The organism is Rhizobium sp. N731, from assembly GCF_001664145.1.
Lineage (GTDB): Bacteria > Pseudomonadota > Alphaproteobacteria > Rhizobiales > Rhizobiaceae > Rhizobium > Rhizobium esperanzae.
This window is the reverse complement of record NZ_CP013601.1, coordinates 2,414,395-2,434,977: the sequence shown is the minus strand read 5'-3', so window position 1 is coordinate 2,434,977 and position 20,583 is coordinate 2,414,395. Positions and strand designations below refer to the sequence as shown.

At 61.3% G+C, this 20,583-nt stretch carries 19 protein-coding genes and 1 riboswitch; of the genes, 12 read left to right on the top strand and 7 right to left on the bottom strand.

Going from position 1 to position 20,583, the window contains the following annotated elements:
- The first annotated feature begins 224 nt into the window (after window positions 1-224).
- Complete coding sequence (locus AMK02_RS11985) at window positions 225-626, top strand: GFA family protein (protein ID WP_064803016.1); 402 nt, start codon at window positions 225-227, stop codon at window positions 624-626.
- 17 nt (window positions 627-643) lie between these two features.
- Here the strand turns inward: AMK02_RS11985 and AMK02_RS11980 are convergent, their stop codons facing one another.
- The gene (locus AMK02_RS11980) at window positions 644-1,174 is read right to left on the bottom strand and encodes a DUF1003 domain-containing protein (RefSeq protein WP_064803015.1); all 531 of its coding nucleotides are present in this window, start codon (window positions 1,172-1,174) and stop codon (window positions 644-646) included.
- A 189-nt stretch (window positions 1,175-1,363) separates the two neighbouring features.
- Here AMK02_RS11980 and AMK02_RS11975 point away from each other — a divergent pair, with 189 nt between their 5' ends.
- Both AMK02_RS11975 and AMK02_RS11970 read left to right on the top strand, forming a co-directional pair.
- Complete coding sequence (locus tag AMK02_RS11975) at window positions 1,364-3,043, top strand: NAD+ synthase (protein ID WP_064803013.1); 1,680 nt, start codon at window positions 1,364-1,366, stop codon at window positions 3,041-3,043.
- Window positions 3,044-3,069: 26 nt separating this feature from the next.
- Window positions 3,070-3,897 carry a TolB family protein gene (locus AMK02_RS11970; protein ID WP_064803012.1) on the top strand — a complete coding sequence of 276 codons (828 nt, stop codon included), beginning with the start codon at window positions 3,070-3,072 and terminating at the stop codon, window positions 3,895-3,897.
- On the opposite strand, the gene AMK02_RS11965 is transcribed toward AMK02_RS11970, so the two are convergent.
- Window positions 3,894-4,958: a 3-deoxy-7-phosphoheptulonate synthase gene (locus AMK02_RS11965; RefSeq protein WP_064803010.1), complete on the bottom strand. Its 1,065-nt coding sequence runs from the start codon at window positions 4,956-4,958 to the stop codon at window positions 3,894-3,896. The two genes, AMK02_RS11970 and AMK02_RS11965, sit on opposite strands and share 4 nt — an antisense overlap.
- 376 nt (window positions 4,959-5,334) lie before the next feature.
- Window positions 5,335-5,520, top strand: a riboswitch (cobalamin riboswitch).
- A 42-nt stretch (window positions 5,521-5,562) separates the two neighbouring features.
- Between AMK02_RS11965 and bluB the strand changes: the two genes are divergently transcribed.
- Window positions 5,563-6,252: a 5,6-dimethylbenzimidazole synthase gene (gene bluB / locus AMK02_RS11960; RefSeq protein WP_064803008.1), complete on the top strand. Its 690-nt coding sequence runs from the start codon at window positions 5,563-5,565 to the stop codon at window positions 6,250-6,252.
- A gap of 3 nt (window positions 6,253-6,255) precedes the next feature.
- Here bluB and AMK02_RS11955 read toward each other — a convergent pair whose 3' ends face one another.
- Complete coding sequence (locus AMK02_RS11955) at window positions 6,256-7,353, bottom strand: DUF2865 domain-containing protein (RefSeq protein WP_064803006.1); 1,098 nt, start codon at window positions 7,351-7,353, stop codon at window positions 6,256-6,258.
- A 281-nt stretch (window positions 7,354-7,634) separates the two neighbouring features.
- On the opposite strand from AMK02_RS11955, the gene AMK02_RS11950 reads away from it, so the two are divergent.
- From AMK02_RS11950 to AMK02_RS11935, 4 genes are all read left to right on the top strand, one after another.
- Entirely contained in the window at window positions 7,635-7,997 is a 363-nt protein-coding gene (locus AMK02_RS11950) for a YciI family protein (RefSeq protein ID WP_064803004.1), read from the top strand.
- Window positions 7,994-9,232, top strand: coding sequence for an RNA polymerase sigma factor (locus tag AMK02_RS11945; protein WP_064803002.1), 1,239 nt, complete (start codon window positions 7,994-7,996; stop codon window positions 9,230-9,232). The genes AMK02_RS11950 and AMK02_RS11945 overlap by 4 nt, the downstream gene beginning before the upstream one ends.
- Before the next feature lie 76 nt (window positions 9,233-9,308).
- Window positions 9,309-9,680: a VOC family protein gene (locus AMK02_RS11940; RefSeq protein ID WP_082929660.1), complete on the top strand. Its 372-nt coding sequence runs from the start codon at window positions 9,309-9,311 to the stop codon at window positions 9,678-9,680.
- A 166-nt stretch (window positions 9,681-9,846) separates the two neighbouring features.
- Window positions 9,847-10,380, top strand: a complete 534-nt coding sequence (locus AMK02_RS11935; protein WP_064803000.1) for a ribonuclease H family protein — start codon at window positions 9,847-9,849, stop codon at window positions 10,378-10,380.
- A 91-nt stretch (window positions 10,381-10,471) separates the two neighbouring features.
- Here AMK02_RS11935 and AMK02_RS11930 read toward each other — a convergent pair whose 3' ends face one another.
- On the bottom strand, window positions 10,472-12,784 hold the full coding sequence (locus tag AMK02_RS11930; protein ID WP_064802998.1) for an NADP-dependent malic enzyme: 2,313 nt from the start codon (window positions 12,782-12,784) through the stop codon (window positions 10,472-10,474).
- Window positions 12,785-13,023: 239 nt separating this feature from the next.
- Here AMK02_RS11930 and AMK02_RS11925 point away from each other — a divergent pair, with 239 nt between their 5' ends.
- Complete coding sequence (locus AMK02_RS11925) at window positions 13,024-14,463, top strand: FAD-binding oxidoreductase (protein ID WP_064806165.1); 1,440 nt, start codon at window positions 13,024-13,026, stop codon at window positions 14,461-14,463.
- Between the two features lie 176 nt (window positions 14,464-14,639).
- Here AMK02_RS11925 and AMK02_RS11920 read toward each other — a convergent pair whose 3' ends face one another.
- Both AMK02_RS11920 and AMK02_RS11915 read right to left on the bottom strand, forming a co-directional pair.
- Window positions 14,640-15,389: a histidine phosphatase family protein gene (locus AMK02_RS11920; RefSeq protein ID WP_064802996.1), complete on the bottom strand. Its 750-nt coding sequence runs from the start codon at window positions 15,387-15,389 to the stop codon at window positions 14,640-14,642.
- 184 nt (window positions 15,390-15,573) lie between these two features.
- Complete coding sequence (locus tag AMK02_RS11915) at window positions 15,574-15,906, bottom strand: hypothetical protein (protein WP_064806163.1); 333 nt, start codon at window positions 15,904-15,906, stop codon at window positions 15,574-15,576.
- Between the two features lie 246 nt (window positions 15,907-16,152).
- Here AMK02_RS11915 and AMK02_RS11910 point away from each other — a divergent pair, with 246 nt between their 5' ends.
- Entirely contained in the window at window positions 16,153-16,995 is an 843-nt protein-coding gene (locus AMK02_RS11910; RefSeq protein ID WP_064802994.1) for a UDP-2,3-diacylglucosamine diphosphatase, read from the top strand.
- A 164-nt stretch (window positions 16,996-17,159) separates the two neighbouring features.
- A complete protein-coding gene (locus AMK02_RS11905) occupies window positions 17,160-18,377 on the top strand; it encodes an MFS transporter (RefSeq protein ID WP_064802993.1) in 1,218 nt (405 codons plus the stop codon).
- On the opposite strand, the gene dgcA is transcribed toward AMK02_RS11905, so the two are convergent.
- Window positions 18,329-19,312 carry an N-acetyl-D-Glu racemase DgcA gene (gene dgcA / locus AMK02_RS11900; RefSeq protein ID WP_064802991.1) on the bottom strand — a complete coding sequence of 328 codons (984 nt, stop codon included), beginning with the start codon at window positions 19,310-19,312 and terminating at the stop codon, window positions 18,329-18,331. The genes AMK02_RS11905 and dgcA overlap by 49 nt on opposite strands.
- A gap of 100 nt (window positions 19,313-19,412) precedes the next feature.
- Between dgcA and AMK02_RS11895 the strand changes: the two genes are divergently transcribed.
- On the top strand, window positions 19,413-20,582 hold the full coding sequence (locus AMK02_RS11895) for an MlaE family lipid ABC transporter permease subunit (protein ID WP_189636963.1): 1,170 nt from the start codon (window positions 19,413-19,415) through the stop codon (window positions 20,580-20,582).
- Window position 20,583 lies beyond the last annotated feature (1 nt).

Below are 20,583 nucleotides of genomic sequence, written 5' to 3'. Positions count from 1 at the left end.
AGTCTCCCGGCGGTTGCATAAATTGAGCCTATAGTATCACCGATAACAGTGTCCGGTTCAACGCGGTGACGAGAGGAGATCGGCGGGTGTTGTCAAAGGGCAACATCCGAAGGCCGCCGCCACCCGTGAACGCTTCAAGATTTCTGATCATTCGTTCAGGGGAATGGATTTGACGACGAGGTCTCGTGGCCGCAAGTTTCTCCAGGAGCGAGGGGAGAGCGATCATGAGCGAACACCATACAGGCGGTTGTCTTTGCGGCGCCGTGCGATTTTCAATTCGGGCAAAGCCAGGGCCTGTCGTCGGTTGCCACTGTTCCCAATGCCGCCGGCAGACGGGACTCTATTATGCCGCGGTCAACGTGCCGCGCGTGGCGCTTTCGGTGGAGAATCCCGGCGCCGTCCGCTGGTATCGGTCGAGCGGTGAGGCGCAACGCGGCTTCTGCGCCAATTGCGGCTCCGCGCTGTTTTGGCAGGGGGATGAAGCCGTGGAGGTTTCGGTCCTGGCAGGCGCTTTCGACGAACCGAGCGGCCTAGCCTTCAGCCATCACATTTATTGCATCGACAAGGGGGATTTCTACGAGATATCAGATGGTCTGCCGCAATATGACAGGTATCCGCCCCGTTGATTTGAGGATGCCCCGCGTCAGGTCTTGGCTGCGAGCGCGGCGTTGAGACGAGCGACGTCTTCGCGCAGCGCCGTCAGCTCGGTCAGGACGCGCATATCGATCTTCTGGTGCAGGGAGAGCACTTCGAGTTCGGCTTTGAGATTGACTTCGTAATCCTTGGCTGCCTCGAAGCGGTCGCGCTCAGCCTGACGATTCTGCGACATCATGATGATCGGCGCCTGGATCGCGGCGAGCATCGACAAGATCAGGTTCAGGAAGACGAACGGATAGGGATCGAAAGCGCCACTCGCCAAAACGATGGTGTTGATTATCGTCCAGACGACGAGGAAGGCCAGGAAGCCGAGGATGAAGGACCATGAGCCGCCGACACGGGCGATGCTGTCGGCGATGCGTTCTCCAAAAGAGGCCTCGGCAGAAAAGGCGGCGTTGACATCGGTCGAGATGATCTTGCGCTCGTGCGCTTTCGCCAGCACGCGCTTTTCCGTGTCGCCGAGTTCGTCGGCCGGTTTGTCGAAATGATGGTGCACGAAGTTCGAAAAATTATTCATGGCCTGTTTCCGATGACCGTTAACGATGCTGCCGCTTTCGTGCGTCAGTATTCCGCTCCGCCGGTAAATTGCAATGCATCGGTGCCGTAAGCCTCCAGCGCGCCTGTTCACGAAAAATTCGTGAGCTCGGTGCAACGCTTTGGTCGCGAACGTGTTGCGGTAACGGGAGCCGCAGGCTAAACAAATGACATGACACAGGAAAACGCTCTCTCCGATATCTTCCGCATCGCTATCGGCCAGCTCAATCCCACGGTCGGTGATGTCGCCGGCAATCTTGCCAAGGCACGTGAAGCACGCGCTGATGCAGGCCGAGAGGGCGCGCATCTGCTCGTGTTGACCGAGCTTTTCATCTCCGGCTATCCGCCGGAGGACCTGGTGCTGAAGCCGGCCTTCATCCGCGCCTGCTGGAAGGCGGTGGAAAGCCTTGCGGCGGACACCGCCGATGGTGGGCCGGGCGTCGTCATCGGATTCCCCAGGCAGGACGAGAGGGGGCGTTATAATTCCGTCGCCGTGCTCGACGGCGGCAAGGTTATCGCAGTGCGCGACAAGGTCGATCTGCCGAATTACGGTGAGTTCGATGAGAAGCGGGTCTTCGTGCAGGGGGCGATGCCGGGGCCGGTCAATTTCCGCGGCGTGCGGCTCGGCATTCCGATCTGCGAAGATATCTGGGGTGATCTCGGCGTTTGCGAGACGCTGGCTGAAAGCGGGGCGGAGATCCTGCTGTCGCCGAACGGGTCTCCCTATTATCGCGGTAAGGTCGATATCCGTCACCAGGTGGTACTGAAGCAGGTGATCGAGACCGGCCTGCCGCTGATCTATGCCGCCCAGCTCGGAGGGCAGGACGAGCTCGTGTTCGACGGGGCGAGCTTCGCCTTCAACGCCGACAAATCGCTCGCCTTCCAGATGAGCCAGTTCGAGACAGCGCTTGCAGTGACGACATGGAAACGTGGGGAAGCCGGCTGGCACTGCGCCGAAGGGCCGATGGCGCGTATCCCCGAGGGTGAGGAGGCCGATTATCGCGCCTGCCTGCTTGGCTTCCGCGACTACGTCAATAAAAACGGTTTCAAAACTGTCGTTCTCGGCCTTTCCGGCGGCATCGACTCAGCGATCTGCACAGCGATCGCGGTCGATGCTCTCGGAGAGGAGCGGGTGCGAACGGTGATGCTGCCCTATCGTTACACGTCGGAAGATTCACTGAAGGATGCAGCCGACTGCGCCAAGGCGCTCGGCTGCCGCTATGACATCGTACCGATCGAGCAGCCGGTAACCGGCTTCAGCAGCTCGCTGTCCAACCTCTTCGAGGGTACGGAGAGCGGAATCACCGAGGAGAACTTGCAGAGCCGCGCGCGCGGCGTCATCCTGATGGCGATCTCCAACAAGTTCGGCGCGATGGTGGTGACGACGGGCAACAAGTCGGAAATGTCGGTCGGCTACGCCACGCTGTATGGCGACATGAACGGCGGCTTCAATCCGATCAAGGACCTCTACAAGATGCAGGTCTATGCGCTAGCCCGCTGGCGCAACGAGAATGTGCCGCCGGGCGCGCTAGGCCCGTCGGGTGAAGTGATTCCGCAGAATATCATCGACAAGGCACCATCGGCCGAGCTGCGTCCCGATCAAAAGGATCAGGATTCGCTGCCGCCTTATCCCGTTCTCGACGATATTCTCGAGTGCCTGGTGGAGAAGGAAATGGCTGTTGAGGAGATCGTCGCGCGCGGCCATGACGTAGCGACCGTTCACCGGGTCGAGCATCTGCTCTATCTCGCCGAATATAAGCGCCGGCAATCGGCGCCGGGCGTGAAGATCACCAAGAAGAATTTCGGCCGCGACCGGCGCTATCCAATCACCAATCGATTCCGCGATCGCTGACGCAATCGACATATCAGTGAGGCAACATGCGCAGCTCGGTCGAGATCTATAATGTGGGGACGGGCAGGGCTCGCGAGGTCTGGCAAACGGACAGGCTGGTGGAAGCGCCGAACTTCTCGCCTGATGGTTCCTACCTGCTGCTCAACGGCGACGGGCTGCTCTTCCGGCTGCCGCTCGATGGCGGCGAGGTGGTCAGGGTCGATACGGGCTTTGCCGTCAATTGCAACAATGATCACGGCATTTCACCTGATGGCACCGAAATCGTCATCTCGGACAAGACCGAATTCGGCAAGTCGGCCATCTATATCCTGCCGATCGAAGGCGGAACGCCGCGGCTCGTCACCCGGAACCAGCCCTCCTACTGGCATGGCTGGTCGCCTGATGGCCGCCAGCTCGCCTATTGCGGCATTCGCGACGACCTCTTCGATATCTATACGATCTCCGTCGACGGCGGCGCCGAAACGCGGCTGACGCATGGCGAGGGCCGCAACGATGGACCGGATTATTCGGCCGACGGACAATGGATCTACTTCAATTCCAGCCGCACCGGGCTGATGCAGATTTGGCGTATCCACCCCGACGGCACGGGCCTCGAGCAGGTAACGTCGGACAATCAGGGCAACTGGTTCGCCCATCCGTCGCCGAAAAATGACAAGGTGCTGATCCTGTCCTATGACCCCTCGGTTTTCGATCATCCGCGCGATCTCGACGTGCGGCTGCGGCTGATGGACATGGATGGCGGCAACCTGAAAACGCTGTTCGAACTTTTCGGTGGGCAGGGCACGATCAATGTGCCCTGCTGGTCTCCTGATGGCGAAGAATTCGCTTATGTGCGCTATTTCCCGGCTGATTAAGCCGCTGCCGCCTTGCGCCGCGCGCCAGCGGCTTTCGCCAGGTCTTCCAATACCGTCACCGACATGTTCCAGTCGATGCAGCCATCGGTGATAGACTGGCCGTAGACCAGCGGCTTGCCGGGAACGAGATCCTGGCGGCCGGCGACGAGGTTGCTTTCCACCATCATGCCCTTGATATGATAGTTTCCGGCGGCGATCTGCGAGGCCACGGAATGGACGACGAGCGGCTGGTTCATCGGGTCTTTGCCGCTGTTGGCATGGCTGGCGTCGATGAGGATGCGCGGGGCGACGCCGAGTTTAAGGCATTCCGCTGTGACGGCTTCGACATCGGCCGCCTCGTAATTCGGCCGCTTGCCGCCGCGCAGAATGATGTGGCAGTCCTCATTGCCCTTTGTCGAGGCGATTGCCGCCTGTCCGTCCTTGGTAACGGCCGGGAAGTGATGCGGTTGTGATGCGGCCATAATCGCGTCGAGTGCGACGCGAGCGCCGCCGTCGGTGCCGTTCTTGAAGCCGATCGGGCAGGAGAGGCCGGAGGCGAGCTGGCGATGGATCTGGCTTTCGGTCGTACGCGCGCCGATCGCGCCCCAGCTGACAAGGTCGGCAATGTATTGCGGCGTGATCGTCTCGAGGAATTCGACGCCAGCGGGCAGGCCCATTGCGTTGATGTCGAGCAGCAGGCGCCTGGCAATGCGAAGCCCTTCCTCGATGCGGTAGCTGCCGTCGAGATGCGGGTCGTTCATCAGACCCTTCCAGCCGACCGTGGTGCGGGGCTTTTCGAAATAGACGCGCATGACGATTTCCAGATCACTGGAGAAGCGCTGTCGCTGCTCGGCCAGCCGCGCGGCATATTCGCGTGCGGCAACCGGATCGTGGATGGAGCAGGGGCCGATGACGACGATCAGGCGGTCGTCTTCTCCCTCGAGGATCCGATGGATCGCATGACGGTTGCTGGTCACCGTCTCGCTGACGGCAACGGTTCGGGGGATTTCCGCGATGATATCTGCGGGTTTGGTCAGCGGGGTGATTTCGAGGATACGCAGATCATCAATGGTATCGGGCACGGTGTGGCTCCTGTTTGGTCATACCGTGCGGAAACAAAAAAAGCCGCCAGGTAGACTAGCGGCTGTTCGGGTGGTCGTCGCGTCGAATTCAGTTACGCACGGGCCCGCATCCGCTGGGAGCAGCGGTACCAATAAAATCGCGAGGCGTAGACAGAAGTGATCGACATGCGGCGTGTTTAGCGTGGCGGCCTTCCGTTGTCACGCAGAATCTGCGGCCCGAAAGAGGGCTTGGGCGTGCAGCAGTCTCTAATGCGTTTGCGAGCGTGGTCGTGACCAGCCGCCGCCTGTTCACCGGCATGTCAGGCGGAAAAATCGCTGTTTGCCTAACGGCCTCCTCGGGCTCGGCTGCCTCCGCTTGCCCGCGAAGCGCTTTCCTGAAATAGATACCTCGTCAGGTGCCCGCTTTCACGCGGGAGAATCGGGAATCCGGTGCAAGACCGGAACGTGCCCAACGCTGTAAGGCCGACGCTCGCCGCCTCATCATGCCACTGGCTTTTGCCGGGAAGGCTGCGGCAGACGGATGACGCCAAGTCAGAAGACCGGCCTGGCAAGATAGACCCAACCCGCGCGGACGGCGGGCGGTTGCGTTGTTGGGGATTTGACGATGCGACCCTTTGTTGAGGATGCCCTGTCGGAGGCATCCGGTTTTTCTCCGGCCGAACGCGAGGCCGTGTATCACGCGATCATGACCCGACGCGACGTGCGCAGCCAGTTCCTGCCCGATCCGTTGCCGGACGATGTCGTGGCGCGGCTTCTGACGGCCGCCCATCACGCTCCCTCCGTCGGCTTCCTGCAGCCGTGGAACTTCATCCTGGTGAAAAGCGAATCCGTGCGCGCGCGTGTCCGGGACGCTTTTGCAAAGGCCAACGAAGAGGCGGCACTGATGTTCGACGGCGAACGGCGGCAGGCGTACCGCTCCCTCAAGCTCGAAGGCATCGTGGAGGCGCCGCTCGGCATATGCGTGACCTGCGATCCCACCCGCGGCGGCAGCGTGGTGCTGGGACGGACGCACAATCCGCGGATGGATTCCTATTCGACCGTTTGCGCAATCCAGAATCTCTGGCTTGCGGCCCGCGCCGAAGGGGTCGGCATCGGCTGGGTCAGCATCTTTCGTGAAGGCGACCTGAAAACAATTCTCGGCATACCCGAGCATATCGAGGTGGTCGCGTGGCTCTGTGCCGGCTTTGTCGACCGGCTTTATGATGAACCGGAACTCTCGGTCAAAGGTTGGCGGCAGCGGCTACCGCTCGAGGAACTCGTGTTCCATGATGGATGGGGACGCAACGACCCTTAGCGATTACTGCTGTTGTGGTTGCGGGCCCGCCGTTGCCGGATTGGCAAGGTCGATCGAGCCCTGGTCGCCGGCAAGGAATTGCGGGCCGACCTGACGGACCTTGTTCTGCGTGGGGTCGTAGGGACGTTCGGGAACGGATGGCTGCGGCGGGGCTGATGCTGCCGCGGTATCTTTCGCCGGCGGATTGGTGCGGACCGTCGTGATCGAGCCCTGCTGCGGCGGTTCGCTCAGGGCCTGCTTGCCGCGCATCTCCTCGTAATAGGCGGTGAGATTGCAGGCGCAGGAATTTTTTTCGCCAGGCGCGCGGTTCTTGTAGGCAAAGGCGTTCTTCATGGCGCTATAGGGCGCACCCGTTGCGGCCGAAATCATGTTCGAGGCTTCGGTGCTGGTCACGTCGCGATAAAAGAGCTCGGTCTCGATGTCGGGGCACATCTTGGCGCAGGTCTGGGCATCGCGGCCGAAATCGACCGAGGTGGTGTTCGAACTGATCGGGAAGAAGCCGCCGTCGCAGCTGCGAACGCAGATGGTGCTGACCGGCGAAAACATTTCGGTCCTCGGCAGACCATAACGCGGATCGGCCTCTTCACCGCCGCCGAGCGGGATGAATGTGTCGGTGCGCATCGCCTGTTCCTCTACGCTTGGGGCGGGCTCGCTGGCGCTGCGCTCTGTCGGGGCATAGAAATTTTCGCTGTTGCAGCCATTGCGTTCGAGTGCCGCCGTCAATTCTCGGCGCGCGTCGTCATCGCCGGCCTGGCTGCGCAGCTCGTTGCGGCGGTCCTGGAGATAACGGATATTATCGATCATCCGGGCTTCGGCGTCAGAAAGCTCGGCGCAAAAATCGGCATTCTCACCGCCGATCACGACCATGCTGCCTGAGGTGCAGCCATAGCTGCGCAGATCGTTGCGGACTTTGCGCAATTCGAGGTTTTGCTCGGCGATTGCGCTGGCATATTGGCGCGCTTCCGGACCGTTATTGTTGCCGATCGATCGTGGTAGGTCGGCAAGGCGACCGCGCAAGTCATTGCAAATAGCGCTGCTTTGTGCGGCGGCCGGCGATGCCAGCGCAAGCACAAGAGCAAGAGACAGGTGTCGGCGTTTCACGGCGTTGTCCGGGAATGAGAAAGTGTCGATCGGTCAAGGGTGGCGTCCATCCGCCGTACCTTGTCTCTTAACGTGTTTCTCTTAATAAGCTTGGATCAATTCCTAGCGCATTTTCGAGATTTTATCCAGAAGACGCAGGTAATCTTCCGTCAGGTAAGTCGGCACAGCATTGCACCCGGAGGCGGACACTGCAGCCGTCAACAGCAGTTCCCTTCTTCATACGAATTGTTATTCTCGGCGCTCGTTCCTGTGGGGAATTGGCTTTCACTGAGGATGAAGCAATGCGCTACATGCTGATGCTGCATGCGGACGAAACTGCCGGGAACTCCATAGCGCCCGAGGACATGGCGCGTTTCATGGGGCAGATGTATGCCTATCAACAAGCGCTGGAGAAGGCGGCTGCGTTCGTCTCGAGCAATGCGCTCGTCAGCTCCTCTGAGGCCAGTCTCGTTCGTGTTCAAGGAAACGAGGTCAGCGTTCTGGACGGCCCTTATGCCGATGTTCGCGAACAGTTCGGTGGGTACTTTATCATCGACGTCGCCGATATGGACGAGGCCAACAAATGGGCGGCACGCTGCCCTGCCGCGACCTGGGGAACCGTTGAAGTTCGTCGCATCAGGGATGCGTCGGAATATGCAGGATGACGGTTTCGGCTTCTACCGTTGCCCGAGGTGTCGCAGAGCGAGTGGCGCGCGAGAGCTATGGCCGTCTCGTCGCCTATCTTGGAGGACGTTTGGGTGATATCGCGTCCGCCGAGGATGCGCTCGCGACGGCTTTCCTCACGGCTCTCGAAAAATGGCCGGTCGATGGCGTGCCCGACAACCCCGATGCCTGGCTGTTGACCATCGCGCGCAGGCGCAAGCTCGATGACTGGCGCAGGCACAAAGTGAAGGCGAAGAGCGCCGATCATCTTGCTCTCATTACCGAGGAACTCTCGACCGCGGCGGAAATGGACGAGGAGATTGCGGACAGGCGACTGGCGCTCATGTTTGCCTGCGCGCATCCTGGCATCGATGCGTCCGCGCGAACGCCGCTGATCCTGCAGACCGTGCTGGGCCTGACCGCTGCAGACATCGCCGCGCGGTTTCTTGTCTCTCCTGCGGCCATGGGGCAGAGGCTTGTAAGAGCCAAGGCGAGGATCAGAGATCAGAAAATTCCGTTCCTCGTGCCGACGAAGGAGCAACTGTCGCACCGCTTGCCGCCGGTACTCGCCTCCATCTATGCCGCCTATACCAGCGGGTGGATGGACATCGACGGGGCGGAAGCGCTTGGACAAGAGGCAATCTGGCTCGCAAGCGTGGTCGTATCCCTGCTTCCGCAAGAGCCGGAACCGAAAGGTCTTCTCGCGTTGATGCTTTATACGGAGGCGCGGCGATCGTCTCGCAGAGGCCCCGACGGCGCATTCGTACCGCTGGACAGCCAGGATGTCGCACTTTGGGATCGCAAGCAATTGCGCCTCGCCGAAGGACTCCTCAGAGAAGCAAATGCAAACGGTCCGACCGGCCGCTACCAGATCGAGGCGGCCATCCAATCTGCTCATGTCGCGCGCCGTTTGAGCGGTATCTCAAACTGGCAGGCCGTCGTTTCTCTCTATGACGTGCTGGGCAGGATTGCCCCGTCGCCTGTCGTGACACTCAATCGGTGCCTGGCCCTCATGCGGATAGGGCAGGTGGACGCGGCTCTTGATGACATACATGCGCTTGCCCGCGATCCGCGAATGGCCGACTACCTGCCGTATTGGACGGCCCGCGCGCAGATTTGCGCCGATCTAGGCAGGCATGTCGAGGCGGCGGAAGCTTTCACGATCGCTATCGGATTGTGTTGGTCGGAGGCAGAACGACGCCACCTCGAAGAACAGCGCTCAAAAGTTTTGTGTTGATGCGAGCTTTTTTGCGCGGCCTGTCGAAATCGACAACTCCTCCACGACATCCGTTTGTCCAACCAAGGAGTACGACATGACCACCACTTCAATAACTGTCCAGAGCATCTTCGCCTCCGCCGCCGTTTCCAACTTTGACGAGGCGCTCATCTGGTATGAGAAGCTCATGGGACGTCCCGCAGATAGCAAACCGATACCGGGCATGGCTCAGTGGCGTAATATGGGCGGAGCCGGCCTGCAGGTCTGGAAGGATGACGAACGCGCCGGCAACGGGATCATAACGATCGTCGTCCCCGAGCTCGAGGTTGAGCTCGAAAGGCTTTCGCGTCAGGGCTTGCAACTCGCCAACAAAATCGAAGGCGACTTTGGGCGCGTGGCTCAGATATTCGACGGTGAGGGCAACCGGATCAACCTGGCCGAGCCTCCCAAACGATCTGCGAACAACTGACGTCGCCGTCTCCAGACCGTTCAGCCTTTGGCCCAGAGCAATGCCTGCTTTGGGCCAAGGCCAGAAGCGGCTGCCAGACCATCGGCGTCGCTGACATCATTAGTTGACACAACGGAAGGTACAATTCCAATGTCCGCTTCGGGCAACGGGCTTAGCGAAGGCGAAAATGGCAGTCATTTCCAACGAGCTATGCTCCCCCGCAATGACAGCCGGGGTGCCGGAAGCTCAACACGGGCTCCACGTCTTCGTGGACGGTTGTTATGACCCCTGTTCCGGGCACGGAGGCTGGGCCTTTGTCGTCTATCGCGAGGCGGCGGAAATCGCGTCCAGCTTCGGCGGTGTGCGTGATTCCGCCAATAATTCGATGGAATTGACCGCCGTCTTGCAGGCAGTCATGTGGATCAATAGCGAAGCAACGGGCGAAGCCGCGACCATCTGGTCGGATTCGATCTATGCCGTCAAAGGCTGCAACGACAGGCGGCACATTTGGAAGAATAACGGCTGGAAGAAAAGCGGTCCGAATGGGAACGCCCGAACCCGGACCATCGCTAATGCGGAACTCTGGAAAGCGGTCGATCTTCAACTATCACAGAATGCCCTGGTAACCATTGCCTGGTGCAAGGGTCATTGCGGCATCGCCGGCAACGAACGCGCGGATGAGCTTGCGGATGGAGGACGGCTATCGGTACAGGGTGCGTGACATCTCTAGCATATCAACCGCTGGAGATGCTCGGGACAAGCCCGAGCATCACGAAATAGGCCCTGCCGACTTTATCAGCAGCCTGCAGCTTTCACGCCGGCTGCGATGCCTCGACGACGGCGAGTGCGGCCATGTTGACGACGCCGCGAGAGGTGACCGAGGGTGCGAGGATGTGGGCCGGCATGGCGGCGCCGAGCAGGATCGGGCCGACATGCAGGCCGTCGGTCATCGACTTCACAACGCCGAGCGTGATGTTGGCGGCATCGAGGTTCGGGAAGACGAGGAGGTTCGCCTCGTCATGCAGCGTGGTGTGCGGCATGACGCGCTTGCGTAGCGCTTCGGTGATGGCGCTTTCGCCGTGCATTTCGCCATCGACTTCGAGATCGGGGGCAGCGTCGCGTACAAGCTGTAGCGCGTTGCGCATCTTTGTCGCGCTTTCGGACTCGCGCGAGCCGAAGTTGGAATGCGAGACGAGGGCAGCGCGCGGCGTGATGCCGAAGCGGCGGATTTCCTCGGCCGCCATGACAGTCGCCTCGGCGATCTCTTCGGCGCTCGGATTGAAAGTGACGTAGGTGTCGGTGAAGAAGGTGGCGCCACGCTGCGAGATCATCAGGCTCAGCGCCGAGAAATCGCGGACATCCTTGCGTTTGCCGATGATCTGACGCACGTCGCGCAGGTGCTTTTCATAACGGCCTTCGAGGCCGCAGATCAGCGCATCGGCCTCGCCGCGCCTCAGCGCCAGCGCGCCGATGACGGTCGTATTGGTGCGCACGATGGTGCGGGCGGCTTCCGGGATGACGCCGCGGCGGCCGACGAGCGAGAAATAGAGATCGACATATTCGCGGAAACGCGGATCGTCTTCCGGATTGATGACCTCGAAATCCTGCAACGGCCGGATGCGCAGCCCGTAGCGTTTGAGGCGCGTCTCGATGACCTGCGGGCGGCCGATCAGGATCGGTTTGGCCAAGCCTTCCTCGAGCAGCACCTGGGCGGCGCGCAACACGCGCTCATCCTCACCTTCGGAGAAGATGACGCGCTTGCGCTCGGCGGTCTTTGCCGCCGTGAAGATCGGCTTCATGACGAAGCCGGAACGGAAGACGAAACGGTTCAGCTGATCGAGATAGGCGTCGAAATCCTGGATCGGGCGGCGCGCGACGCCGCTCCGTTCGGCGGCCTTGGCGACGGCAGGGGCGATGCGCAGGATGAGGCGCGGATCGAAGGGGGAAGGGATCAGATAGTCGGGGCCGAAGACCGGGGTCTCGCCGGAATAGGCGCGGGCAGCGACGTCGGAGGGTTCTTCGCGGGCAAGCGCTGCGATAGCGCGCACGGCCGCCATCTTCATTTCCTCATTGATCGTCTCGGCGCCGCAATCGAGCGCGCCGCGGAAGATGTAGGGGAAGCAGAGGACGTTGTTGACCTGGTTGGCAAAGTCCGAGCGGCCAGTGCAGATCATTGCGTCGGGGCGGGCGGCGCGGGCGAGATCCGGCATAATCTCCGGCGTCGGATTGGCGAGCGCCATGATCAGCGGCTTGTCCGCCATTTGCGCCAGCAGCTCCGGCTTTAGGACGCCTGCAGCCGAGAGACCGAGGAAGACATCGGCGCCGCCGATATTTTCGGCGAGGGTGCGCGTGTCGCTCTTCTGGGCATAGACGGACTTCCACTCGTCCATCAGCTCGGTGCGGCCCTCGTAGACCAGGCCTTCAATATCGTGGACCCAGATGTTTTCGCGTTTAGCGCCGAGCGTCACCAGCAGATTGAGGCAGGCAAGGGCGGCCGCTCCCGCGCCCGAGGCGACGATCTTGACGTTCTCGATCGCTTTACCGGCAAGTTCCAGCCCGTTCAGGATTGCGGCGGCGACGATGATCGCGGTGCCGTGCTGGTCATCGTGGAACACCGGAATTTTCATCTTCTCGCGCAGGCGCCGCTCGACCTCGAAACATTCCGGCGCCTTGATGTCTTCGAGGTTGATGCCGCCGAAGGTCGGCTCCAGCGAGGAAACGGTCGAGACCATCTGATCGACGCTTGCGGCGTCGATCTCGATGTCGAAGACGTCGATGCCGGCGAATTTCTTGAAGAGCACGGCCTTGCCCTCCATGACCGGCTTCGAAGCCAGCGGCCCGATATTGCCGAGACCGAGCACGGCGGTGCCGTTGGAAATGACGGCGACGAGATTGGCGCGCGAGGTATATTCGGCCGCCATCTCCGGATTGTCGCGGATGGCAAGGCAGGGGGCGGCAACACCAGGCGAATAGGCGAGCGCCAGGTCGCGCTGATTGCCGAGCGGCTTGGTCGCCTGGATCTCCAGCTTGCCGGGGCGGGGATAGCGATGGAAGAAGAGCGCCTGCTCGTCGAGATCGCCGCCCGGCAGGTTCTTGTCCGTCTTGGATTTATCCTGGTGATCCATTGCCGCCTCCGTGCACGTCTTTTTCTGGAGTTCCCTCCATACATCAATCAGATACGGGCGACAGTATGGAAATGAGGGATGGTAGAAGTTTTCGTCGAGAGCGAGTGCCGTGTACTGCGGGTAGGCCTGACGTACCGTCATCGCCGGTACTAATCCTTTTGGAAAACTTGTTTGACGCCCCCTGCGAGCGCAAGATGCCGGCCGCGACGGTGCGGGGCGCCGGTCGCATGGAGGAAATCATGGACAATTTGAACCTCACGACCCTGCAACGGGGTCAGACGATGGTCAATGACGTGGCCATGGATGCGTTTGCCGCTGGTTTTCGCGGCAGTCTCCTGACCAGCAAAGACATGAATTACGGCGAGGCGCGGGCGATCTGGAACGCGATGATCGATCGCCGGCCGGGTCTGATTGCGCGCTGCGCAGGGGCGGCTGATGTGGTGCGCGCGGTGCGCTTTGCGCGCGACAACAATCTGCTCGTTTCGGTGCGCGGCGGCGGGCACGGCATTGCCGGCAATGCGGTCTGCGAAGGTGGTGTCGTTATCGACCTATCGCCGATGAAGTCCGTGCGGGTCGATCCCGAGATACGCCGCGCCAGGATCGAACCCGGCGCCACGCTCGGCGATGTCGACAAGGAAACGCTGGCCTTCGGACTGGTGCTGCCAACCGGTATCAATTCCACGACCGGCATAGCCGGCCTGACGCTCGGCGGCGGTTTCGGCTGGCTCACCCGGAAATTCGGTCTGACGCTCGACAATCTGATTTCCGTCGATGTGGTGACGGCCGATGGCGAACTGGTGAAGGCGAGCGACACGGAGCGGCCGGACCTGTTTTGGGCGCTGCGCGGCGGCGGCGGCAATTTCGGTGTCGTGACCTCATTCGAATTCCAGCTCAACCCGCTCCATCCCGAAGTTTTCGCCGGACTGGTGGTGCATCCCTTCGCCGATGCGGAAAAAGTTCTCAGGGAGTATCGGGAGGCGCTGGAAACAGCACCCGACGAGCTGACCTGCTGGGTGGTGATGCGCCAAGCGCCGCCGCTGCCGTTCCTTCCGGCTGAGTGGCATGGCAAGGAGATCGTGGTGCTCGCCATGTGCTATTGCGGGGACATGGCGGCGGGCGAAAAGGCGGCGGCTGGATTGCGCGGGATCGGAAAGCCGATCGCCGACATCGTCGGCCCAATGCCGTTCATCGGCTGGCAGCAGGCATTCGACCCGCTTCTAACGCCAGGCGCCCGTAACTATTGGAAGAGCCAGGATTTCGCCTCCCTTTCCGACGCGGCGATCGAGGTTCTCATCGATGCGGTGCGGAAGCTGCCGGGGCCGGAATGCGAAATATTCATCGGCCATGTCGGCGGCGCCGCCGGTCGCGTGCCGACCGAAGCCACGGCATTTCCACAGCGCAGTTCGCATTTCGTCATGAATGTCCATGCACGCTGGCGGGAAACCGAGATGGACGGAAACTGCGTTGGCTGGGCGCGCGAACTTTTCGAGGCAACCAAGCCGCATGCTGTGGGTACTGCCTACATCAACTTCATGCCGGAGGACGAGACCGACCGGGTCGAAATGGCTTACGGGGCCAATTATGCGCGCCTTTCGGAAATCAAGCTGCGCTACGATCCCAACAACCTGTTCCGGATGAATCAGAACGTGAAGCCGATGGCGGCGGTGCGAGCTGCGTGAAGAGCGTAGAAAACCCCGCCCCAACCCCTCCCCACAAGGGACCACAAGGGGGAGGGGCTAGGATGCCGCACCGTCCTTCTTTAACTCACCGTTTCATCCGCGGAGAGGCCGGGGTTTATCACCGTTGATGCCGCTCGTTAGTCCCTCCCCCTTGTGGGGAGGGGTTGGGGAGGGGTCTATCCGCCGCGCTTCGGCGTCATCGTCACATCAGCGCCATATGCATCGCGCAGTCTGTCCTCCTGTCCCGGCTGCCGGTCGGCGGCCTGGTGCAGCAGTGTGGTGTCGTAGCCTTGCAGACGCGTTCCCTCGATCAGCGTGACGTCGGAATTCCCAGGATTGTCGGAGCGCTCGAACCAATCGACGGAGTGGTGCAGGAAATTCATTTCGACCGCCCGGTTGGTGACGCCATGGCCGACGATCGCGACATTGTGGTTGCCGCTTTCGGCCTCGCGCATGACGGTCTGGAGGAAGAGACGCACCCGCTGCGCCACATCTGCCCGGCTTTCGCCGTCCGGCGGCCGCGCATAGAACTTGCCGCTATTATTGCGCAGCCTCGCCCATTTTTCGAATTCCTCGGGGAATTTCTGTTTCTGCTCGGCATGGTCGTATATTTCGGTGAAGAGGCCGAAATCCTGCTCGCGCAGGAGATAATCTTCCCTGACATCGCCGACGAAGTTTTCCGGCAGCGCTTCGAGCAGCGCATCCTTGCTCTGGCGCGTGCGCAGAAACGGCGAATACCAGATATGCAGCTTCTGAAACCCCTGGCTCGGCAACCCTCTCAGGTACGAGGCGATGACAGCGCCTGCCTCCGCCGCCTGGCGATAGCCCCATTCCGTCAGCGGCACGTTATGATCGCCGAACTGGCGGTAGGCCTGCTCGTTGATATTGCCGAGGGATTCGCCATGGCGAACGAGAAAGAGACGCATCGGCCATCCCGCTTTTTCGAATATGAAATCGTCGCCATCATGAACGCGCTCGATCGGCAGGGCAACATCGCCGGCCGAAAGAGGGGCGAGCGTCCAGTGGCCGCTTTCCCCCCAATCCGCTTGGCCCGTCTAGCTTGTTCACGTCGGTTTCAAAATCGACGAGCGAGAGGTGTCTTCCGAGCTATCAGCGGCCCTGGAAGATCTTGATGAGCTTTGGCGTAAACCGGTGAGCCTTGATGTCGAGCAGATCCTGATACGTGGCGCGACCGGAGGTCGCGGCCATCAGATATCGCTGGCAGGCGACTCTCGGAGCGTCCTTGTCGGAGGCGTTTGTCACGATCCCTGCGGTGCGACGCGCATTTGCATCGAAATCCTTTGCGCACACTTTGACGAACTCATTTCTCGCTCTCGCGCTGCCCTGCAGCAGCGTGACTGTCGCATCATAGTCCTGCTGCGTCGGTGCGCAGCCTGCAAGCAGTGCAATAGAAATCATTATTGTCGCGGTGTGGGCGCGCATCATCAATCCCCCAGGTTACGCCTTGATCGGCAGCTGCTGTTAATTTGATTCTCGGTATACGGGAAAGATCCGGAACATCGCGGCGAGAAATTATGATGATCGGATTTCCGATGTCGGTATTGCGAGCTTCGCCACCGACGAGATCGGCGTTTACCATCCGGACGGAATGGGTGGGGTCTGAAGGGCTTTTCCCCAGCTTGTCATCTTCCTGAAACACGAGTCTGGTTTTGGAAGGCTAGATGAAAGATGGGGCATGAGCGGCAGCTCGTGATAGACATGATGGAACCCAGACATTTCCGCACGCTCTTCATTTCCGATGTCCATCTCGGCTCGAAGGCCGCGAAGGCTGATTTCCTGCTGGATTTCCTGCGCTACCACGAGGCGGACACGATCGTGCTCGTCGGCGACATCGTCGACGGCTGGCGCCTGAAGCGCAGCTGGTATTGGCCGCAGGTCTGCAACGACGTCGTTCAGAAGCTGTTGCGCAAGGCGCGCAAGGGCACGCGCGTCGTCTACGTCCCGGGCAATCACGACGAATTTCTGCGCGACTTCCCGGGCATGCATTTTGGCGGCATCGAGGTCGTCGAGCGTATGATGCATGACGGCGCGGACGGCAAGAAATACCTGATCCTGCACGGCGACGAGTTCGACGTCGTCGTCCGCAACGCCCGCCTGCTCGCCTATCTCGGCGACTGGGCCTATGATACGGCGATTCGGATCAATATCCTGCTCGCGGCCGTACGCCGCCGCCTCGGTATGCCCTATTGGTCGTTCTCCGCCTGGGCGAAGCTGCAGGTCAAGCATGCGGTCAATTTCATCGGCGAGTTCGAGCGCGTCGTGGCCGAAGAGGCCCGCAAGAGCGGCGCCGACGGCGTGATCTGCGGCCACATCCACCACGCCATCATCCAGGACATGGACGGCATTCGCTACATCAACACGGGTGACTGGGTGGAAAGCTGCACGGCGGTTGCCGAACATGCCGACGGCACCTTCGAACTGATCACCTGGCGGGCGCTTGCCACCGCCGTACCGGCGCTTACCGCCGTCGAGCGTCCCGAAGAGGCGGAACTCGCCCCGCAGGCGGCTTGATTTTGGCGCCGTCGCAGTCGCGGCGGCTCTCCAGCAATTTAGCCGTTACCGCGAGGTGACAGGCCCAATTTATTTCTTAAAACGTTTCCGGACGGCTATTTCTCGCAATAGTCGCTTTCCGGGTGGTGTGTTAGGACAACGTCCAGTTTCCTTCAGGTCCACCCATGATTCCCGCTCAACATTCCTCGGGTGAGGGAGCGCCGCAGCGCTTCCGGCTGCTCAGCGCGCTGTCCTATTGCGCGCCGCTGCTCGTCAACGGCGTCGTGCTGCCGTTCTTCCCCGTTTGGCTGGAAACCCACAGTTTCAGCGACCATGAAATCGGCATCATCCTTGCCATACCAATGGTGGTTCGTGTTCTGGTGGCGCCTATCGTCGCCATGATCGCCGACCGCCTGAAGGAGCGCGCCGACGTGTTGCTGTGGTCGGGCGGCCTGTCGCTGCTGACCGCAATCGCACTTTATTGGACGACGAGCTTCTGGCCGGTGACGATCGTCTTCGCGCTGCAGGGCGCCACCTTCGCGCCTTATCTGCCGGTCGTCGAATCGATCGTCATTTCGGGTGTGCGCCGCTGGGGGCTCGACTATGGGTCGATGCGGGTGTGGGGGTCGATCGCCTTCATCATCTCGACGCTCCTCGGCGGTCAGCTGATCGGCCGGTGGGGCGGCGGCATGGTGCTCGTCGTGATGGTGTTCGGCTTCACGATGACCGTGGTGATGGCGATCTTCTGTCCGCGGATCGGACCGACGCGGCGGCGCGGCCAGCCGATCGATCTTCCGGCCGCCACCGGCCGCGGTCTGAGCGAGCCGCATTTGCTGCTGCTTCTGATCGGCGTCGCCATCCAGCAGTCGAGCCATGCGGTGCTTAATGCTTTTTCCTCGATCTATTGGCATCAGCTCGGCTTTTCCGGCACGCAAGTCGGCCTGCTCTGGAGCGCCGGCGTTGCCTCGGAGGTGACGGTGTTCTTTCTGTCGAAGCGTCTCAATCGGCGCTTCAGCGCTTGGACGCTTATCCGCTTCGGCTGCGCCGTCAGCGTCTGCCGCTGGATCCTGTTTCCCATGAACGCCGGTTTTGCCGGCTTCTTCCTGCTGCAATGTTTCCACGGCTTCACCTATGCCTTCGTGCACACCGGCGTGCAGCGGCGGATCATGGCGACGGTGCAGGAAACGCAGGAGGCCTCGGCGCAGGGCGCCTATTTCTTTTATGTCGGCATGGCGATGGGGTTAATGACCATCGCTTCGGGCTATCTTTACGCCTGGCTCGGCCTCGTCAGCTATTACGTCATGGCGCTCGTCGCGCTTTCCGGCCTCGGACTCGTCATCTCAGCCTATTATCTTCAGCCCCAGAGGGCGCTTTCCGGTGGAAAGACCAGGGAAGCGGCGTAGCGCAGGCCGGGCTCGCGGTCGCGGGCAAGCAGCAGCGGGCCGTCGAGATCGACGAAATCGGCATTCTGCGCAAGCAGCACGGCCGGCGCCATGGCCAGCGAAGTGCCGACCATGCAGCCGATCATGATCGAAAAGCCGAGCCTCTCGGCTTCAGCCTTCATCGCCAAGGCCTCCGTCAGGCCACCTGTCTTGTCGAGCTTGATGTTGATCGCATCGTAACGGTCGGCAAGACTTGCGAGATCGCCGGTGTGATGCACGCTCTCGTCGGCGCAGACCAGCAGCGGGCGGCGGATTTCGGCAAGCAGCGCATCGCGGCCCGCCGGCAGCGGTTGCTCGACGAGGGCAACGCCCGCCTCTGCGGCGATCTGCAGATGACGTTCCAGCGCCGCCTCCGGCCAGCCCTCATTGGCGTCGAGAATGATGGCGGCGTCGGGTGCGGCCGCGCGGACGGCGCGGATGCGGCTTTCATCGTCGCCGGTTCCGACCTTCACCTTGAGCAGAGCGCGACCGGCATGTTCGCGTGCGTGCGCGGCCATCACTTCCGGCTCACCGAGCGAGATGGTGTAGGCTGTCGTGAGCGGTTTGAGGGCGGTGAGGCCGAGGCGGGCAGCGACCGTTTGGCCCGTCCGTTTTGCTTCGAGATCCCAGAGAGCGCAATCAACGGCGTTGCGTGCCGCACCCGGCGGCATCGCCGACAAGAGATCGTTGCGCGAAATGCCGGATTCGACCAGCGGGCGCGCTGCCTCGATCTGTGCGAAGACGCTCTCCATGGTCTCGCCGTAGCGGCGGTAGGGCACACATTCGCCGTGCCCTTGCGCGCCTTCTTCTGTGACTGTGCAGGTAATGACCTCGGCCTCGGTCTTTGCGCCGCGCGAGATGGTGAAGGTCCCGGCAATCGGAAAGGAATTCATCTGGATATCGAGGGTGCGCGGCATTATTGCTATCCTGCGAGCATGGAAATTGGACGTTGCTTCTGTATATTGACGCGCCGGCGGCGACGATCCGCTTCGCGAGTCGGCAATGTCGCCGTAAGCCTTGAGAGACACAAGTATCTTGAACGCCGAGAATCGCAACGCCGCCTCGCTGCAAGTGGACGACCGGTCAGATGGTTCGGGGCAGCATGTTCGTCTCAGCGGCAACTGGCTCAGCGCCTATGTGCATCTTGTGCTGCGCGACTTCGAAAAGCTTCAGCGAGAGAAGACCGGCAATCTGACGCTCGATCTCTCCGATGTATCAGACATCGATACCGCCGGTATCTGGCTTCTGTGCCGGCTGAAGAAGGAGGCGGAGGCGGCCGGACGCACGGTGCGCTTCGTCGGCACCAATCCGCATATCGACGAAATGCTGGAGATGTTTTCCGAGGAACCGGCCAAACCGGAGCCTGAACAGAAGGAAAAGGTCTCGATTGCCGCGCGTATCTTGGCGCCGGTCGGCAAGATGACCTACGACATCTGGGACAATCTCGCCGCCTCGATGTATATCCTCGGCTCGGCGGTGCGCGGGGCGCAGATGAAGCTCGGCCGCGGCAGCGGCGTTTCGCCGGCCTCGATCGTCAATCAGATCGATCACATGGGCGTGCGCGCCGTTCCGATCATCCTGCTGATGTCGTTTCTGATCGGTGCGATCATCGCCCAGCAGGGCGCCTTCCAGCTGCGGTATTTCGGGGCGGAGGTGTTCGTCGTCGATCTCGTCGGCATTCTGCAATTGCGCGAAATCGGCGTGCTGCTGACCTCGATCATGATTGCCGGCCGCTCCGGCAGCGCGATCACCGCCGAAATCGGCTCGATGAAGATGCGCGAGGAGATCGACGCGCTGAAAGTGATGGGGCTGAACCCGATCGGCGTACTGATCTTCCCGCGGCTAGTGGCGCTGACCATTGCCTTGCCGCTTCTGACGGTGCTGGCGAACTTCGCGTCGCTCGCCGGTGCGGCGGTTGTCGCCTGGGGCTATTCCGGCATCACCTTCGCCAATTTCCTGTCGCGGCTGCATGAGGCGATTACGCTGTCGACCGTGCTGTCGGGCATGATCAAGGCGCCGTTCATGGCGCTCGTCATCGGTATCGTCGCCGCCGTCGAAGGGCTGAAGGTCGGCGGCAGTGCGGAGTCGCTCGGCCAGCACGTGACGGCCTCGGTGGTGAAGGCGATTTTCGTCGTCATCCTGATGGACGGGCTTTTTGCGATGTTCTATGCAGCGATCGACTTCTAGC

Coding starts and splice junctions, on each gene's coding strand:
- AMK02_RS11985 (WP_064803016.1), top strand. CDS start 225: ATGAGCGAACACCATACAGGCGGTTGTCTTTGCGGCGCCGTGCGATTT.
- AMK02_RS11980 (WP_064803015.1), bottom strand. CDS start 1,174: ATGAATAATTTTTCGAACTTCGTGCACCATCATTTCGACAAACCGGCC.
- AMK02_RS11975 (WP_064803013.1), top strand. CDS start 1,364: ATGACACAGGAAAACGCTCTCTCCGATATCTTCCGCATCGCTATCGGC.
- AMK02_RS11970 (WP_064803012.1), top strand. CDS start 3,070: ATGCGCAGCTCGGTCGAGATCTATAATGTGGGGACGGGCAGGGCTCGC.
- bluB (WP_064803008.1), top strand. CDS start 5,563: ATGCGACCCTTTGTTGAGGATGCCCTGTCGGAGGCATCCGGTTTTTCT.
- AMK02_RS11950 (WP_064803004.1), top strand. CDS start 7,635: ATGCGCTACATGCTGATGCTGCATGCGGACGAAACTGCCGGGAACTCC.
- AMK02_RS11945 (WP_064803002.1), top strand. CDS start 7,994: ATGACGGTTTCGGCTTCTACCGTTGCCCGAGGTGTCGCAGAGCGAGTG.
- AMK02_RS11940 (WP_082929660.1), top strand. CDS start 9,309: ATGACCACCACTTCAATAACTGTCCAGAGCATCTTCGCCTCCGCCGCC.
- AMK02_RS11935 (WP_064803000.1), top strand. CDS start 9,847: ATGGCAGTCATTTCCAACGAGCTATGCTCCCCCGCAATGACAGCCGGG.
- AMK02_RS11930 (WP_064802998.1), bottom strand. CDS start 12,784: ATGGATCACCAGGATAAATCCAAGACGGACAAGAACCTGCCGGGCGGC.
- AMK02_RS11925 (WP_064806165.1), top strand. CDS start 13,024: ATGGACAATTTGAACCTCACGACCCTGCAACGGGGTCAGACGATGGTC.
- AMK02_RS11920 (WP_064802996.1), bottom strand. CDS start 15,389: ATGCGTCTCTTTCTCGTTCGCCATGGCGAATCCCTCGGCAATATCAAC.
- AMK02_RS11915 (WP_064806163.1), bottom strand. CDS start 15,906: ATGCGCGCCCACACCGCGACAATAATGATTTCTATTGCACTGCTTGCA.
- AMK02_RS11910 (WP_064802994.1), top strand. CDS start 16,153: ATGGGGCATGAGCGGCAGCTCGTGATAGACATGATGGAACCCAGACAT.
- AMK02_RS11905 (WP_064802993.1), top strand. CDS start 17,160: ATGATTCCCGCTCAACATTCCTCGGGTGAGGGAGCGCCGCAGCGCTTC.
- dgcA (WP_064802991.1), bottom strand. CDS start 19,312: ATGCCGCGCACCCTCGATATCCAGATGAATTCCTTTCCGATTGCCGGG.